The 15,663-nt window shown below is 71.2% G+C and carries 16 protein-coding genes; 11 read left to right on the top strand and 5 right to left on the bottom strand.

Features of this window, described 5'->3' with window-relative positions:
* The first annotated feature begins 250 nt into the window (after window positions 1-250).
* Window positions 251-613, top strand: a complete 363-nt coding sequence (locus tag Pme01_RS29670; protein WP_168118298.1) for an STAS domain-containing protein — start codon at window positions 251-253, stop codon at window positions 611-613.
* Between the two features lie 41 nt (window positions 614-654).
* On the opposite strand, the gene Pme01_RS31605 is transcribed toward Pme01_RS29670, so the two are convergent.
* On the bottom strand, window positions 655-1,578 hold the full coding sequence (locus Pme01_RS31605) for a transglycosylase SLT domain-containing protein (RefSeq protein ID WP_168118299.1): 924 nt from the start codon (window positions 1,576-1,578) through the stop codon (window positions 655-657).
* A 115-nt stretch (window positions 1,579-1,693) separates the two neighbouring features.
* Between Pme01_RS31605 and Pme01_RS29660 the strand changes: the two genes are divergently transcribed.
* From Pme01_RS29660 to Pme01_RS29640, 5 genes are all read left to right on the top strand, one after another.
* Window positions 1,694-2,239 (top strand): 2,4'-dihydroxyacetophenone dioxygenase family protein, encoded by a 546-nt coding sequence (locus Pme01_RS29660; RefSeq protein ID WP_168118300.1) that lies wholly within the window; start codon window positions 1,694-1,696, stop codon window positions 2,237-2,239.
* Between the two features lie 156 nt (window positions 2,240-2,395).
* Window positions 2,396-4,039: an NAD(P)/FAD-dependent oxidoreductase gene (locus tag Pme01_RS29655; protein ID WP_205864502.1), complete on the top strand. Its 1,644-nt coding sequence runs from the start codon at window positions 2,396-2,398 to the stop codon at window positions 4,037-4,039.
* Complete coding sequence (locus Pme01_RS29650; RefSeq protein ID WP_168118302.1) at window positions 4,036-5,454, top strand: ATP-binding protein; 1,419 nt, start codon at window positions 4,036-4,038, stop codon at window positions 5,452-5,454. The genes Pme01_RS29655 and Pme01_RS29650 overlap by 4 nt, the downstream gene beginning before the upstream one ends.
* Window positions 5,455-5,578: 124 nt before the next feature.
* Entirely contained in the window at window positions 5,579-6,616 is a 1,038-nt protein-coding gene (locus Pme01_RS29645; RefSeq protein ID WP_168118303.1) for a thiamine pyrophosphate-dependent dehydrogenase E1 component subunit alpha, read from the top strand.
* Window positions 6,613-7,632, top strand: coding sequence for an alpha-ketoacid dehydrogenase subunit beta (locus tag Pme01_RS29640; RefSeq protein ID WP_203935969.1), 1,020 nt, complete (start codon window positions 6,613-6,615; stop codon window positions 7,630-7,632). The genes Pme01_RS29645 and Pme01_RS29640 overlap by 4 nt, the downstream gene beginning before the upstream one ends.
* 4 nt (window positions 7,633-7,636) lie before the next feature.
* Here Pme01_RS29640 and Pme01_RS29635 read toward each other — a convergent pair whose 3' ends face one another.
* Entirely contained in the window at window positions 7,637-8,116 is a 480-nt protein-coding gene (locus Pme01_RS29635) for a GtrA family protein (RefSeq protein WP_168118304.1), read from the bottom strand.
* A 136-nt stretch (window positions 8,117-8,252) separates the two neighbouring features.
* On the opposite strand from Pme01_RS29635, the gene Pme01_RS29630 reads away from it, so the two are divergent.
* From Pme01_RS29630 to Pme01_RS29615, 4 genes are all read left to right on the top strand, one after another.
* Window positions 8,253-9,821 carry a DUF2142 domain-containing protein gene (locus Pme01_RS29630; protein WP_168118305.1) on the top strand — a complete coding sequence of 523 codons (1,569 nt, stop codon included), beginning with the start codon at window positions 8,253-8,255 and terminating at the stop codon, window positions 9,819-9,821.
* Window positions 9,818-10,693, top strand: coding sequence for a putative protein N(5)-glutamine methyltransferase (locus Pme01_RS29625; protein WP_168118306.1), 876 nt, complete (start codon window positions 9,818-9,820; stop codon window positions 10,691-10,693). Before Pme01_RS29630 ends, Pme01_RS29625 begins: the two co-directional genes overlap by 4 nt.
* Before the next feature lie 74 nt (window positions 10,694-10,767).
* On the top strand, window positions 10,768-11,313 hold the full coding sequence (locus Pme01_RS29620) for a PAS domain-containing protein (RefSeq protein ID WP_168118307.1): 546 nt from the start codon (window positions 10,768-10,770) through the stop codon (window positions 11,311-11,313).
* Entirely contained in the window at window positions 11,310-12,260 is a 951-nt protein-coding gene (locus Pme01_RS29615) for a methyl-accepting chemotaxis protein (RefSeq protein WP_168118308.1), read from the top strand. The genes Pme01_RS29620 and Pme01_RS29615 overlap by 4 nt, the downstream gene beginning before the upstream one ends.
* A 6-nt stretch (window positions 12,261-12,266) precedes the next feature.
* Here the strand turns inward: Pme01_RS29615 and Pme01_RS29610 are convergent, their stop codons facing one another.
* From Pme01_RS29610 to Pme01_RS29600, 3 genes are all read right to left on the bottom strand, one after another.
* Window positions 12,267-13,070, bottom strand: a complete 804-nt coding sequence (locus Pme01_RS29610) for an alpha/beta hydrolase (RefSeq protein WP_168118309.1) — start codon at window positions 13,068-13,070, stop codon at window positions 12,267-12,269.
* A 20-nt stretch (window positions 13,071-13,090) separates the two neighbouring features.
* Window positions 13,091-14,602, bottom strand: coding sequence for a carboxylesterase/lipase family protein (locus tag Pme01_RS29605; RefSeq protein WP_203935967.1), 1,512 nt, complete (start codon window positions 14,600-14,602; stop codon window positions 13,091-13,093).
* Between the two features lie 81 nt (window positions 14,603-14,683).
* Entirely contained in the window at window positions 14,684-14,980 is a 297-nt protein-coding gene (locus Pme01_RS29600; RefSeq protein ID WP_168118310.1) for a hypothetical protein, read from the bottom strand.
* A 355-nt stretch (window positions 14,981-15,335) separates the two neighbouring features.
* Here Pme01_RS29600 and Pme01_RS29595 point away from each other — a divergent pair.
* Window positions 15,336-15,663: Clp protease N-terminal domain-containing protein (locus tag Pme01_RS29595; protein ID WP_275408589.1), on the top strand; the 328-nt coding region annotated here is incomplete at its 3' end.

Raw genomic sequence — 15,663 nt, 5'->3', positions numbered from 1 at the left:
CGTTGTGACGAGCTTCCGGATCAGACGTATCGACATTACCGACGGCTTCCGGCGCCGCCAAGCCCGTGCTCCTGTTATCCGACCCACTCACCCGGGCCGCCACGCCGGGTCCAAATACAACCTTCATCCACGCCAAAGAAACCCTTAATCCACAATGGCTTCCGCGCACTCGAGGGCCGTGAAAGCGCTCCGGACACGACACCGTTGGTTGTGTCGTCGCCGTCGTTTGTGTGACTAGGATGACCGGACTATGGACGACGTAGTCCCTCACGAGCAGGCAAACCTCCGGATCGGAGTCGAACCGGCCGGGCCCGACGAAGTCATCATGGCTGTGGGCGGCAGACTGGGCTCCACAACCGCCCACCGGCTCCGGAGCGCCATCACCGCGCTCCTCAACCGCGGCGGAATCCGCACCATTGGTCTGGACCTTCGCAGGCTGGATTCCATCGACTCCACCGGAATCGGCACCCTCGTGGTCGCCCAGCGCATCAGCGCACAGGTGGGCGTACGGCTCCGGCTGACCGCGGTCAGTGCCTACGCCGCCCGCATCCTCGGCACGCTCGGCGCGGACGTCATGCTCGGCCTGCCACCGGCCCGCATGGGAACTGTTTGATCTGCAGTTGTCCCCTGCTTACCGAACTGGTTTCCCCTCGCTCACGCCGGCGCGGTCCAGGGCTTGCGGGTCATGAACCCCTCGACCGTGTCGACGTACCACCGGTTGGGCAGGTCCCGCCCGGCGGCCATCGCGTTGTCCACGACGCCGAACCCGGCCTGGTACGCGGAGATCACCAGGTCCAGCAGGACCAGCTTGTCCGGGCTGCCGGCCAGGCTGTAGTCGCCGTTGAAGTACCGGTCCCCGAAGTAGCGGGTCAGCCAGGCCAGGTAGCCGGTGGCGATGTTGATGTTGCCGGTCAGCGAGGCCCGGTCGTAGTCGGTGCCGTACTTCTGGTTCATCCAGGTAGCGGTGTCGGCCATCACCTGCATGGTGCCCAGCCCGCCGTCGCACGATTCGATCGTGGACTGCCAGCCGCTCTCCATCCAGCCGACGCCCTGGACGAGCAGCGGCCGTACGGCGATCGGCGGCGGGTTGTGGTCGTCCAGGCTCAAGGTCGGCCGGTACGAACGACCGGCGGCCGCGTCCATCGCGGCGGCCACGTCGGAGCGCGGCGCGACCGGTCCGTTCAGCTTCGGGCAGCTCGCCCCGGGCGGCGGGGTGCTCGGACCGGGCGGCCTGCCGCCGGACGCGGGCGGCGGCGGGTTGGCGATGACCACCTGCTTGGGCGGGGGCGGCAGGACCTTGCCCGAGGCGGTCTTCCGGGTCGGCGCCGGGGTCGGGCTGGCGCTCGGGGTCGGGCTGGGGCTCGGCGACGGGCTGTCTGCCACCGCCGAGGGCGAGGCCGCCGGAGTCCCGGACGCGACGGGCGCGGCCCGCCCGACGGGCTCCACCGTCTGCGGGGAGCCACCCAGCGACGACATCAGCGCCGCGACGATGATGACGGCGACGGCGGCCGCCACGGCGGCGAGCACCGCCAAACGGCTACGCGGAGTGGACAGCAGCGTCACGACGTGTTCCCCCATGTCGGTCGGGCTCTGACCATACCGGAGCGTGGCCGGTATTGATTATCTTCACGATCGCCTATTTGCTGGAGGCCGGGGCCGACTGAGGCCGGAGGCCGACAGCATGGGAGGAACCATGAGCGACTCAAGGGCCGAACTGCCCGGGAACGAGTTCTGGCGTGACCTGCGGCCGATCAAGCAGGTGTTCCGGCCGGAGGCGCTGCCGGAGGCCCACATCACGAACGCCCCGACCGACGACGAGCGCTTCTACGTTCCCTTCTCCCCGACCGTCGGCTCGCGTCCACTGTGGATATCGCCGGGACAGAACCGGTGGTGCGACGTGCTGTACGCGCGCGGCGCCGGCCTGGTCAACCGCCACTACCACCCGCAGCAGGTCTTCGCGTGCACGATCTCCGGGAAGTGGGGCTACCTCGAACACGACTGGGTGGCGACCGCCGGCGACTTCGTCTACGAGGCGCCGGGCGAGGCGCACACGCTGGTCGCGTACGAGTCCGACGAGCCGATGCGGGTGACCTTCAACGTGACCGGCCCGTTGATCTGGCTGGACGAGAACGGCGACCCCGTCGGCACGTTCGACGTCTTCGACTACATCGCGTTGTGCAAGGAGCACTACGAGCGGGTGGGCCTCGGCGCCGACTACGTGGAGAAGCTGTTCCGCTGACCCCCGACCCAACCATGATCACCGAGAGTTGTGGCTGTCATGGCGCCCGAAACTCTCGATGATCGTGGGGATGCGGGAGCATGAGCGGGATAATGGCGGGTGCGCGCCAATCGGTGACCGACCGAAGCGAGGCGATACACCGTGGGCCGTCCGGCCATGCTCACCGTCGACGACGACCAGGCCGTCTCCCGTGCCGTCGCCCGCGACCTGCGCCGCCGCTACGGGCAGGACTACCAGGTCGTCCGGGCGTCCGCGGGCGCCGACGCCCTCGACGCGCTCCGGGAACTCAAGCTGCGCGGCGGGCGGGTGGCGGTCATGCTGGCCGACTACCGGATGCCGCAGATGAACGGCGTCGAGTTCCTGGAGCAGGCGATGGACCTGTTCCCGCACGCCCGGCGGGCGCTGCTGACCGCGTACGCCGACACCGACGCGGCGATCCAGGCCATCAACGTCGTCGACGTCGACCACTACCTGCTCAAGCCGTGGGACCCGCCCGAGGAGAAGCTGTACCCGGTGGTGGACGCCATGCTGGAGTCCTGGCAGGCCGCCGGTGACCGGGACGTGGACGAGGTCAAGGTCGTCGGGCACCGGTGGAGCGCACCCTCGTACAAGATCCGCGATTTTCTGGCCCGCAACCTGGTGCCCTACCGGTGGTTCGCCGCCGACGAGCCGGAGGGGCGCCGACTGCTGGACGCCGCCGGGGCGGGCCCGGAGGCGATCCCGCTCGTCGTGACCCCCGACGGGCAGGCGCTGGCCGCACCCACCAGCGCCGAGGTCGCCGGTGTCGTCGGGCTGTCGACCGCGCCGGTACGCGACTTCTACGACCTCGTCATCATCGGCGGTGGCCCGGCCGGACTGGGCGCGGCGGTCTACGGTGCCTCGGAGGGGCTGCGGACGGTACTGGTCGAGCGCCGGGCCATCGGCGGGCAGGCCGGCCAGAGCTCCCGTATCGAGAATTACCTGGGCTTCCCCGACGGGGTGTCGGGCGCGCAGCTCACCGAGCGGGCGCGCCGGCAGGCCGGAAAGTTCGAGGCCGAGGTGCTCACCACCCGGGACGTGGTGGCGTTGGAGACCCGCGGCCCGGCCCGGGTGGTGCGCTTCAACGACGGCGGCGAGCTGTCCGCCCACTCGGTGATCATCGCGACCGGGGTCTCGTACCGGCCGTTGGTCGCGCCGGGCGTGACCAAGCTGACCGGCTGCGGCGTCTACTACGGCTCGGCCGCCACCGAGGGGCCGGCGTGCGCGGGCACCGACGTGTACATCGTCGGCGGGGCCAACTCGGCCGGGCAGGCGGCGCTCTTCTTCTCCCGGTACGCCCGCAGCGTGACCCTCCTGGTCCGCGGCGACTCGCTGGAGCGGTCGATGTCGTACTACCTGATCCAGCAGCTCGCGGCGGTGGAGAACATCGTGGTGCGCACCCGTTGCAGCGTGGTCGAGGCGCACGGCGACGGGCACCTGGAGACGATCACCGTCCGGGACAGCAAGGAAGGTACGACCAGCACGCTGCCCTGCGGGCACCTGTTCGTGTTCATCGGCGCCGAGCCGCACACCGAATGGCTCGACGGCGCGGTGTGCCGCGACTCCCGGGGCTTCGTCCGTACCGGACCCGACCTGCTGGTCGACGGGCAGCGGCCGCCGGGCTGGGACCGGGACCGTGACCCGTTCTACCTGGAGTCCAGCGTCCCCGGCGTGTTCGCCGCCGGGGACGTGCGGGCCAACTCCGTCAAACGCGTGGCGTCCGCGGTCGGAGAGGGGGCCATGGCCGTGACGCTCGTCCACAAGTACCTGGAGACCGGATGACTCCTGCCGAGCTCAAGACGCTGTTCCTGTTCGAGGGCCTGACCGGCGAGCAGCTCGACTGGCTCGCCGCGCACGGCAGCGAACGTACGTATCCCGCGGGCGCCACGGTGTTCACCGAGGGCGACCCGGCCGAGCTGTTCGTCGTACTGCTGTCCGGGACGCTCTCGCTGTCCCGGCGGGTACAGCAGGACGAGGTGGAGACCGTGCGCACCGACCAGCGCGGCGCGTACATGGGCGCGACCCGGGCCTACCTGCGCCACGTCGAGGCCGAGGCCGCCACCTATGCCGCCTCGATGCGGGCGGTCACCGACTGCAGGTTCTTCGCGCTGCCGGCCGAGGACTTCGCGACGATGGTCCGCGACTGGTTCCCGATGGCGATGCACCTGCTCGAAGGCCTCTTCTTCGGCATGCGCAACACCCAGGCCGTGATCGGCGAGCGCCAGCGCCTGGCCGCGCTCGGCTCGCTCACCTCCGGGCTGATGCACGAGCTCAACAACCCGGCCGCGGCCACGGTACGGGCGACCGCCGCCCTGCGCGAGCGGGTCGCGGGCATGCGCCACAAGCTGGGCATGCTGGCCGACGGCCGGATCGCCCCCGAGCAGCTGCGGGCGTTGACGAAGCTGGTCGAGCCGATCATCGAGCGCGCCGCGAAGGCGCCCGAGCTGAGCCCGTTGCAGGCCAGCGACCGCGAGGACGCCCTCGGCGACTGGATGGACGAGCACGGCGTGGCGGCCGGCTGGGACCTGGCGCCCATGTTCGCCACCGGCGGCCTCGACGTCGACTGCCTGGAGGAGATCGCCGGCAGCGTGGCGCCCGACCTGCTCGACCAGGCGCTGCGCTGGATCGGGTACGCCCTGGAGACCGAGCAGCTCATGACCGACATCGAGGACGCCGGCACCCGGGTGTCGTCGCTGGTCGCCGCGGCGAGGCAGTACTCCCAGCTCGACCGGGCCTCGTACCAGTGGGTCGACGTGCACGAGGGGCTGAAAAGCACGCTCGTCATGCTCACGCACAAGATGGGCGACGGCGTACGGGTCGTCAAGGACTTCGACCGTACGCTGCCCCGGATCCCGGCCCACCCCGGCGAGCTCAACCAGGTCTGGACCAACCTCATCGACAACGCGGTACAGGCCATGAACGGGTCGGGCACGCTCACGATCCGCACCGGCCTCGACGGTGACCGGATCCTCGTCGAGATCGGCGACAACGGCCCCGGGATCCCTGCTGAGCTGCGCCAACGGGTCTTCGAGCCGTTCTTCACCACGAAACCGGTCGGCGAGGGGACCGGGCTGGGCCTCGACATCGCGTACCGGATCGTGGTCAACCGGCACGGCGGCGACATCGGCCTGGTCTCCGAGCCGGGCGACACCCGCTTCCAGGTCAGGCTCCCGCTGACCGAACGGGCCTCCGACTGAAGCCTGCGGTCGGTGGCTAGGCGGGGGTCAAACAGCGTCCGCGCCCCGTTTCGGGGTAGGCGTGCCGGGTAGCCGCTGAAACGGATGTCCGAAGACCGCCGGCTCGCAGGTGAGGAGATCCCGGATGTGGAGACCCGAGCCGAGTGACACGGACTTGCCGTTCCGGATCGCGGAGGCCGGACTCGACCGGGACGCGCTGCTGGACGCCTACCGGCGGATGTGCCTGATCCGCGTCTTCGAGGAAGCGATCCGCGACCGGTACTGGACCGGCAAGACGGACGAGTTCAACATGGCGGTCGGGCCGATTCGGGGCGAGATCCACCTGGCGGTCGGCCAGGAGGCTGTCGCCGTCGCGGTGTGTGCGCAGCTCACCGACGACGACGCGGTCGTCAGCACGCACCGCGCGCACCACCACGCGATCGCGAAGGGCGTCGACCCCGCGCGCCTGGCCGCCGAGATCTTCGGCAAGGTGACCGGCCTGTGCCGGGGCAAGGGCGGCGAGATGCACCTGTTCTCCAGGAACAAGCGCTTCTTCAACAGTGGGATCGTCGGCGCCTCGTACCCGCAGGCGGCCGGTGCCGCCTTCAGCTTCCTGTACCAGGAGGACAGGAACGTGGCGGTGGCGTTCTCCGGCGAGGGCGCAGCCAACCACGGCACGTTCGCCGAGACCCTGAACATCGCGGCCCTCTGGCAACTGCCGCTGGTGATCGTGATCGAGGACAACCTATACGCGGACTCCACACCGAAGTGGGCCGCGCAGGCCACCAACCACCATTACCAGCGCGCCCAGAGCCACAACATCCCGGCGTACCTGGTCGACGGCATGGACATCGTCGATGTCCACGAGGCGGCCAGGGACGCCGTCAACCGCGCCCGCGACGGGTACGGGCCGACCGTGGTCGAGGCGGTCTGCTACCGCTTCCGGGGGCACTTCGAGGGCGACCCCGGTGGCTACCGGACCCGCGAAGAGGTCGAGCTCTGGGAGCGGCTCGACCCGATCTCCCGGCTGGCCCGCCGGCTGCAGCGGCTCGAGTGGGCCGACGACGAGACCCTGACCGAGCTGCGCCGATCCGCGGCCGCCGAGGCCGTAGAGGCGATCAGGTTCGCCGAGCAGAGCCCGCTGCCCAATCCGGTCGAGGCGCTGACCGGAGTGTTCGCATGAGGATGCTCAGAGGAATCGCACCGGCCATCTCGGAGGCCATCGACCAGGAGATGGCCGAGAGCCCGAACACGGTCGTCCTGGGCGAGGACGTGACCTACTGGGGCGCCGTGTTCGGCTTCACCGCCGGACTCCAGGAGAAGTACGGCCGGGACCGGGTGATCGACACCCCCATCGCCGAACAAACCTTCATGGGCCTGGCGGTGGGCGCCGCCGCGACCGGCATGCGCCCGGTGGTCTCGCTGATGTTCGTCGACTTCCTCGGCACCTGCTTCGACCAGATCTACAACCACCTGGCGAAGAACCACTACATGTCGGGCGGCCAGTACCGGATGCCGGTGACCGTGGTGACCGCCGTCGGCGGCGGCTACGGGGACGCCGGGCAACACTCCGAACTCCTGTACGGGCTCTTCGCGCACGTGCCCGGCATCAAGGTGGTCGTACCGTCGACCGCCTACGACGCCAAGGGGCTGACCGCGACGGCGCTGGCCGACCCCAACCCGGTCGTCGTCTTCGGCCACAAGCTCCTGACCGGCCACCCCGGCATGCCGTTCGAGGGCGAGGAGGAGGACGTCCCGACCGACCCGTACTCCGTCCCGTTCGGCCTGGCGGCGATCCGCCGCGCGGGTATCGACGTGACCATCGTCGCGACGGCGTTGATGGTCCGGCGCAGCCTGGAGGCGGCCGCCCGCCTGGCCGACGACGGGATCTCGGCCGAGGTCATCGACGTCCGTACGCTGGTACCGCTCGACAGCGCAACGCTCGTCGCGTCGGCTCGCAAGACCGGTCGCGTGCTGCTGGTGGACGAGGACTACGCCAGCTTCGGTACCACCGGGGAGCTGGCCTTCCGCATCCAGGCCGGCGCCTTCGACAGGCTCACGGCACCGATCCGGCGGGTGGCCGTGCCCGACGTGCCCATGCCGTACTCCGAGCCGCTGGAGCGGGCCGTCATCCCCAGCGTCGCGCAGATCGTCGACGAGGCCCGGGCCCTGACGGGCGTACCGGCCACGGCCGGCTGACGTCCTACCGGAACACCCAGACCCGGTAGCCGACGTAGTTGAGCGCGCCCGCAACCGCGAGCGTGATGAGCTTGGCCACCAGGTAGTGCAGGCCGAGCGCGGCCAGGCCGGTCACCATGGCGACGTTGAAGATCCAGTTGCCGGCCGCCAGGATGAGGTACCGCGCCATCTGCCCGCCCACCCGGGCCACGCTGTTGAACGACCAGAACCGGTTCAGGCTGAAGTTGACGCCGTACGACGTGGCGACCGAGAGGAAGGTGGCCAGCGGTAGCCATACGTGCAGCTTGCCGTGGAGGAGGAAGAGCATGCCCCCGTCGACGGCTGCGCCCGCCCCGCCACTGACCAGGAAGCGGAACGCACTGTGTCCGAACAGGGCACCGACGGTACGGGTCAGTCCGCCCGCCACCGAGGTCGCCCGGACGCCTTCCCCTCTGGAGTCGGAGTCGGAACCGGTGGGCGGAGCGGTCGGAGTGGACGCGGGCATCCGCGCAGTGTGCCATCTGTCTTCGTTCATCGCCTAATCCCCGATGAGGTTCGCGGCACAATCCCCCATCCGGGGTCAGATCCCGCCGACTGCCTGCCCCCGCCCGCGTCCACCCGGACGCCTATGCTCTGTCGTCATGCACCTCGCCGAATCTTCCGATGGCGGCTCCGGCCGCCGTTTTGCACGCCTGGCCTGGCCGGCTGTGTTCCTGGCGCTGCTGCTGTGCGGCGCGGCCTGGGCCGTCGCCGCCCCGTACAACGCCCCACCGGACGAGGCGGAGCACGTCGCGCGGGCGGTCGGCGTGGCGCGCGGCGAGGTGTTCTCCCGGGCGACCACTGCCGGAATGGGCACTGGTGCCTACCAGACCGTACCGGAGAGTCTCATTCGTCCGGTCTGCTTCCAGATGCAGTCGCACCGCACCGCGGCGTGTCAGCCGGAGCCCGGCGGCGACGCCACCCTGACCGAGGTGGTCACCCGTGCCGGCCGGTACAACCCGGTGTACTACGCCGTCGTCGGATGGCCGCTGCGCTTCTGGCCCGACTGGACCGGCGTCCTCCTGGCCCGCCTGCTGACCGCGGCGATGGTGGCGGGCCTGCTGACCGGGGCGCTGCACAGCGCCCTGAAGTGGACGGCCCACGGCGGGATGCTGGCCGGCGTGTTGGTCGCCACGACCCCACTGCTCTTCCACCTCGCCGGCTCGGTCAACCCGGCCGGGGTGGAGATCGCCGCGGGCATCGCGCTGTTCGCCGCGGGGATCCCGCTGCTGCTCAACCGCCCGGCGCGGCTCGACCCGGTACTGATGCGCCGGGTCGGCGTGGCCGCGGTGACCCTCGCCACCCTCCGGTCGCTCGGTCCCCTGTGGCTGGCGCTCGCGCTCGGCGTCCTGTTGCTGCCGACCAGCCGCGCCCTGGTGCGCGAGCTGTGGCGCTCGGTCCGGGCCCGCGTCTGGGCTGTGGTCGTGGCGGCCGGGGTCGTCGCGGGTGCGGCGTGGACGGTGGGCATGCACGCCGCCACTCTCATCACGATGGGCGTCGACGTCACGTTCGGGCAGGCCGTCAAGCACGAGGCGATCAGCCGCTGGCCGGCCTACGTCGAGCAGATGGTCGGCCGGATGTCGTACGACGACACGCCGCTGCCCAGCCTGTCCTACCTGGCGTGGTACGCGGCGGTGGGCTCGCTGCTGTTCACCGCACTGGCGTTCGCACGATGGGTGGACCGGTGGCGGCTGCTCGCGATCGCGGCCGCGACGTTCGCGGTACCGACGCTCAGCGACGCCGTCAGCGTCCAGCGGTTCGGGTACGCCTCGCAAGGCCGGTACATGCTGCCGCTCGCGGTCGGGCTGCCGCTGCTGGCCGCGTACCTGCTGAGCACCCGCGGTGACGTGCCGCTCGGCGCGCGGCGCATCGGCTCGCTCACCCGTACCCTCGCCGTGACGCTGCTGCCCATCCACCTCGTCGCCCTGTGCACAGCTATGGTGCGCTGGCAGCGGGGGTTGCCGCAGAACAGCGCGTTCACGCCGCTCAACCCGCTGCGCGGCGCCTGGCAACCGGTACTCGGCCCCGAGGTGCCGCTGCTGGCGATGGTCGCCGGCATCGCGCTCCTGCTCGTCTGCTGCTGGCGGGCGACCCGGGCCCGCACCGACGACGCCGTCTCGACCGCGCCGCTGGCGCGCGACGAGCGCGAGCCGGTACCGACCGGCGCGTGACGGAGACGTCGGGGTCCGGAGCAGGCTTCTCGGCCGTCGTCGAGAAGCTCCGGGCCGCCGGCTGTGTCTTCGCCGAGGACGAGGCGCGGCTGCTCATCTCCGCGGCCGCCACGCCGGCCGACCTGGCCGCCATGGTGCAGCGGCGGGCGGCCGGCCTGCCGCTGGAGCACGTGGTCGGCTGGGCGGAGTTCTGCGGTCTGCGGATCGTCGTGGAGCCCGGGGTCTTCGTACCCCGCCGCCGCACCGAGTTCCTCGTCCGTCAGGCCGCCGCGCTCGCCCGGCCGCGGTCCGTCGTCGTCGACCTGTGCTGCGGCTCGGGCGCGTTGGGCGCGGCGCTGGCCGCGGCCCGGGTACCGGCCGAGCTGTACGCCGTCGACATCGACCCGGTAGCGGTGCGGTGCGCCCACCGCAACGTCGCCACCGCCGGTGGTCGGGTGTACCAGGGCGACCTCTACGAGCCGCTGCCCGCCGCGCTGCGGGGCCGCGTCGACGTGCTCATCGCCAACGTGCCCTACGTACCCACCGACGAGGTCGGGCTGCTGCCGCCGGAGGCGCGCGTACACGAGCCGCGGGTGGCGCTCGACGGCGGCGCGGACGGCCTGGACGTGCTGCGCCGGGTGGCCGCCGCGGCGCCCCGCTGGCTGGCACCCGGCGGCCACCTGCTGGTCGAGACGAGCGAGCGACAGGCACCGCGGGCCGTCGAAGCCTTCGCCGGCAGCGGGCTGACCCCGCGGGTGGCCACCTCGGCCTCCGCCTCCGCCTCCGCCGGCTCCGACGATGACGACGAGTCGGACACGACCGTCGTCATCGGTACCAGGCCCGCGTCGCCGCAGCCGGCGGGTCCTCGGGAGTTCCAGCCCTCCCCTACGTGATCTTTCTTCCTTGCGCTAACGCGGCAGCTCCACCGGCCGATAGACCAGCAGGTTTCTGGCCAGTGGAGGCGCGGGTGCGACAGGGTACGGTACGGCCGAGCGGCGTCGAGCGGACGTTCGCCGACGACGAGGTGATCGTCAGCAAGACGGATCCGGCGGGCCGGTTGACCTACGTCAACGACGTGTTCTGCCGGGTGAGCGCGTACACCGAAGAGGAGCTCCTCGGTAAGCCGCACAACGTCATCCGCCACCCCGACATGCCCCGCTGCATCTTCAAACTGTTGTGGGACACCATCTCGGCCGGCGACGAGCTGTTCGCGTACGTGGTCAACCTGTCCGGTGACGGCGCGCACTACTGGGTGTTCGCGCACGTCACCCCGACGTTCTCGGCCGGCGGTCAGATCATCGGCTTCCACTCCAACCGCCGCACCGCCGACCCGGCCGCCCTCGCCCGCATCACGCCGGTGTACCAGCGGCTGCTCGCCGAGGAGCGCCGGCACACCCGTACCCCCGATGCCGTCGCGGCGTCGTCGGCGCTGCTCGACCGGGTGGTACGCGCCGACGCGGGCAGCTACGACGAGTACGTATGGTCGCTCGAGCCGGAGAAGGTGGCCCGATGAGTGTGCTGCGGAGAAGTACCGGTCACGACGACGCCGCCCGGGCGGAAGCGCTCAGCGAGGCGCTCCGGACCATCGCCCGCTTCTGCGACCAGGCGGCACAGGGCGACCTGGAGGCCCGCCTGCAGCGCCTGGCCGGCGAGGACGAGCTGCCCGAGGTGGCAGATGCCCGCCACGGCCTCAACCGGCTGATGGACCTCACCGACGCGTTCATCCGGGAGTCGACGGGCTCGCTCGCGGCCGCCGGCTCCGGCCGGTACCACCGCCGGTTCCTGCGGCGCGGCATGCGCGGCGCGTTCCGGCGCGGCGCCGAGATCATCGACAACGCCCGGCTGGACATCCGGCGGGGCGCGGAGACCCTGGACGAGGCGACCCGGCACCGGCTGGAGCTGGCCGACGAGTTCGAGACGGTCGTCATGTCGATGTCCGAGCACGTCGCGGCGGCCTCCACCGAGCTGAGCGCCTCGGCGGGGAGCCTCGCCGAGTCGACCCGCGCCACCGTGGTGGCGGCCGAGCAGTCGGCCGGTGCGATCCGTTCCCTGAGTGAGTCGTCGGTACAGATCGAGCAGGTCGTCCAGTTGATCAACAGCGTCGCCGCGCAGACCCGCCTGCTCGCCCTCAACGCGACCATCGAGGCGGCGCGCGCCGGTGACGCCGGTCGCGGGTTCGCCATCGTCGCCAACGAGGTGAAGCAGTTGGCGGACGCGACGGCCCGCGCGACCGCCGAGATCAGCTCCCAGGTGGCCGGGATCCGCGACCAGACCGGCGAGGTGGTCACCGCGATGGAGACGGTCATGACCTCCATGCACGACGTGGAGAGCATGGTGGACGGCATCAACGTGGCGGCCGAGGGGAAGGCCGGGCCATCCGGTACCAAGGACGGCCTGTCGCAGATGGCCGAGGCGCTGCAGGCCGCGGCCGGCCGCTTCCTCACGGTGCTACGCCGGTAGGTCGGGCTACCCGGCGACCCGCTTGACGAACGCGGTCACCTCCGCGAGGACCTCGTCGGCGTTGGTCTCGTTGAACACCTCGTGCCGGGCGCCCGGGTAGATCCGCTCGACCAGGCGGGTGGCGCCCAGCCCCTCGATCCCGCCGCGGCTGTCGACGAGGGGGACCAGGGTGTCGTCCGCACCGTGGACCCACAGGACGGGCAGGTCGCCCAGCGGCGGCGCGGCGGCGATATCGCGGAGTACGCGCTGCCACGCCAGCAGCGTCGGCCGGCGGAACGGGCCGTGCCAGACCAGCTCGTCGGCGGCGTACGCGGCGCCGACGGCGGGATCGCGGGACAGGGTGCTGATGTCGATCGGGACGTCCGGGATCTCCGCCAGCGCGAGCATCTGCTCGATGGCGGCGAACTGCCCGAGGACCGGGCCGGACAACACCAGCCCGGCGAGGTCGGAGCCGTGGCGCTGCGCGTACCGGGTGGCGATCGTGCCGCCCATCGAGTGCCCGATCAGCACCATGGGCAGGCCGGCGTTCTCCGCCTGGGCCCGCGCCGCCACCAGGTGCAGGTCGTCGACGACCGCCTCGTAGTCGGCGATGACCACCCGCTCCCCCGCCGACCGTCCGTGGCCGACATGGTCGGGCCCGTAGACCGTCGCGCCGTCGGCGACCAGCACCGCCGCCACGTGCTCGTAGCGGCCGATGTGCTCGCCGTACCCGTGGCAGAGCAGGACCACCCGCTCGGGCCGCGCGTTCGGCCACATCCGTACGTGCAACGGGCCGGCGTGCCCATCGAACTGCCGTTGCTGACCTCCCATGGCAACCTCCGGCACGATTGTCACAGTTCGACCGGCGGGAAGTCGATCCCCTTCCACAGCGCCCGGGTTCCGGAGCCGGTGTCGGTGTCCATCCGGTCCGTCAGATCCCAGATCTTCACGGGAGTGGCCTCCGCGGTGACGGCTTGCCAGCCGGGGTCGCCGGTGGCGGCGAAGTCCGCCCAGGCGCGCACCATCCGTGCCGCCAACGCCAGGTCCTGCTCGGTGGGCGGCCCGTCGAGCAGCATCCCGACGAACGGGTTGTCCTCCCGCACGTCGCCGAAGCTGAACGGCACATCGGCGGCGTGGCAGGCCTTGAGGGCGCCGCCGAACGCCCTGCTCTGCCACGCGAACCGGGCCAGGAAGACGTTGCCGCCGGCCTGTGCGGCGGCTTCGGCCAGCCGGGTGGTGTACTCACCGAACAGGAAGTCCGTCATGATCATCGCGTACACGTCCGGCACCGCCGCGTCCGGCACGAGCGCCCGGTAGTCGGCCAGCCGCTCGGCCGACAGCCCGAACGCGGCGGCGACCGCGGCGAGCTCGGCGTCGGTGGTCAGCGCCGGCGCGGTACCGCCGACGCTGAACAGCCGGAACTCGTCCAGGGTGTGCGCGAAGAGCAGGTCGACGCCGACGGCCGCACCGGCGGCGACGGCGTTCAGCGGAGTGTCCGGCAGCACGTCGCCGTCCACCACCGGGTCGAAGATCGTGGGCAGGTAGTACCGCTGCCCGGCGGCCGGATCCTGACGGAACCCCACCGCCACCGACGTCGCGGCGTCGATCAGCCGCTGCGGGGGCACCCCGGCCAGCGCGTCCAGCGTGGCGGGTACCCCGGCCGCCTCGGCGATCCGGGCGCCGATCGTCTCGGCCGCGCGTACCGACAGGAACTCGCTGGGCACGCTGTGCGCGATAGCGCGGCGGAACAGGCCGGCCGCCGACGGCATCACGGCGAGCGCGATCACCGAACCGGCCCCGGCGGACTCCCCGGCGATGGTGACGTTGTCCGGTTCGCCGCCGAACGCCGCGATGTTCTCCCGTACCCAACGCAGCGCGGCGACCTGGTCGAGCAGGCCCCGGTTGTCCGGCGCGCCCGGCACGTGTCCGAACCCCTCGAACCCGACCCGGTAGTTGAAGGTCACCACGACCAGCCCGGTCCGTACGAGTTCGGTGGGGTTGTACGTGTCCGCGCAGCCGCTCGTGTACGCGCCGCCGTAGATCCAGACCAGGACCGGCAGCCCGGTGTGGCTCTGCTCGGGCACCCAGACGTTGACGGTGAGGATGTCGTCGCCGTCGTCCGGGGTCCACGTCGGCATGCCGGGCAACGCCATGGTCGGCTGCGGCGGAATCGGTCCGAAGTCGACGGCGTCCAGGACACCGTCCCACGCCGACGCCGGCTGCGGGGCGCGTAGCCGCCCCGGGCCGAAGGGCGGTGCGGCATAGGGAATCCCGCGGAAGGCGAGCACGCCGTCCGCGACCCGCGCGCCCCGTACCCGTCCACCGGTCGTCGTCACCATGTTGCCGGCCGCCGCGTCGCCCACGATCGTCCCCCTGTCCTGCCACCCGAGTGTCGATCATCGACTGGACGGGGACAGTGTACGGCGACGATCGGTGGATATGGATCAACCGGCCCGGTAGCTGTCCAGTACTTCGTAGGCCCGGCGGCCGGCGGGATCCGTCGACGCGGCCGTGAGCACCTGGCCGCGTATCGGCGTCATGAGGATCGGCGTGGCCCGCTCGGGCAGGCCGAGTTTGGCGGCCAGGGTCGCGGCGTCGACGGGGTGCAGGGGATGCTCCCCGAGAAGCGCCGCGACGACCCACGCCACCGGCTTGCTGACCGCGTCGGCCAGCTCCTGCCAGGACAGGCCGCGCTCTACCTTCGCCGCCATCACGGCCTGGCCGATCTCGTCTCGCGTCATGTCGCCTCCGCAGGCGTCAGAGCCATCCTGACGACGGTAGGACAGCCATGTTTCCTGGGCGGTCCCACAGCCATGTTTCCGGGCGGTCCCACAGTTTCCCGGGCGGTCCCAAAGCTGTGAACGGGCCGTGATCTACCCCGGCGTTTGCTCCGCTAACCCGCCACCTGTGATCACCGAGAAACTGCGGCGCTGTGACACCGCAAGAAATCTCGGTGGTCACGAAGGCGGCCGGACGAAGGGCCGAAGGACCCTGCCAGAGGGGGCGTTCGCGGCACTGACACCGGGGCACAACGAGCCGACACTGAAGAGGTGTGCTGTCGCTGACGCACCGAAGCCATGATCGCGGCGTGAGGACATGTTCGAGCAGTTCACCGACCAAGCACGGCGAGTGATCGTACTGGCGCAGCAAGAGGCCAGGACGCTCAACCACCAGTACATCGGCACCGAGCACCTGCTGCTCGGGCTCGTCCGCGAAACCGAAGGCTCCAGCGGCCTGGCCGGCGAGGACGTGGTGGCCAGGGCCCTGGAGAGCCTGGGCATCTCGCTGGAGGGTGTGCGGCTGCAGGTCGAGGAGATCATCGGCCGCGGCATGAGCGCACCGGCCGGGCACATCCCGTTCACGCCGCGTGCCAAGAAGGTCCTGGAGCTGTCGCTTCGTGAGGCGCTTCAGCTCGGTCACAGCC

This window comes from Planosporangium mesophilum, assembly GCF_016863255.1.
GTDB classification, from domain to species: domain Bacteria; phylum Actinomycetota; class Actinomycetes; order Mycobacteriales; family Micromonosporaceae; genus Planosporangium; species Planosporangium mesophilum.
Note: the sequence above shows the minus strand (reverse complement) of the source record. Positions and strands in the feature narration are given on the sequence as shown.

Bases quoted from the DNA above. Each gene is read 5' to 3' on its own strand.
- Pme01_RS29670 (WP_168118298.1), top strand. From the start codon at position 251: ATGGACGACGTAGTCCCTCACGAGCAGGCAAACCTCCGGATCGGAGTC.
- Pme01_RS31605 (WP_168118299.1), bottom strand. From the start codon at position 1,578: ATGGGGGAACACGTCGTGACGCTGCTGTCCACTCCGCGTAGCCGTTTG.
- Pme01_RS29660 (WP_168118300.1), top strand. From the start codon at position 1,694: ATGAGCGACTCAAGGGCCGAACTGCCCGGGAACGAGTTCTGGCGTGAC.
- Pme01_RS29655 (WP_205864502.1), top strand. From the start codon at position 2,396: ATGCTCACCGTCGACGACGACCAGGCCGTCTCCCGTGCCGTCGCCCGC.
- Pme01_RS29650 (WP_168118302.1), top strand. From the start codon at position 4,036: ATGACTCCTGCCGAGCTCAAGACGCTGTTCCTGTTCGAGGGCCTGACC.
- Pme01_RS29645 (WP_168118303.1), top strand. From the start codon at position 5,579: ATGTGGAGACCCGAGCCGAGTGACACGGACTTGCCGTTCCGGATCGCG.
- Pme01_RS29640 (WP_203935969.1), top strand. From the start codon at position 6,613: ATGAGGATGCTCAGAGGAATCGCACCGGCCATCTCGGAGGCCATCGAC.
- Pme01_RS29635 (WP_168118304.1), bottom strand. From the start codon at position 8,116: ATGCCCGCGTCCACTCCGACCGCTCCGCCCACCGGTTCCGACTCCGAC.
- Pme01_RS29630 (WP_168118305.1), top strand. From the start codon at position 8,253: ATGCACCTCGCCGAATCTTCCGATGGCGGCTCCGGCCGCCGTTTTGCA.
- Pme01_RS29615 (WP_168118308.1), top strand. From the start codon at position 11,310: ATGAGTGTGCTGCGGAGAAGTACCGGTCACGACGACGCCGCCCGGGCG.
- Pme01_RS29610 (WP_168118309.1), bottom strand. From the start codon at position 13,070: ATGGGAGGTCAGCAACGGCAGTTCGATGGGCACGCCGGCCCGTTGCAC.
- Pme01_RS29600 (WP_168118310.1), bottom strand. From the start codon at position 14,980: ATGACGCGAGACGAGATCGGCCAGGCCGTGATGGCGGCGAAGGTAGAG.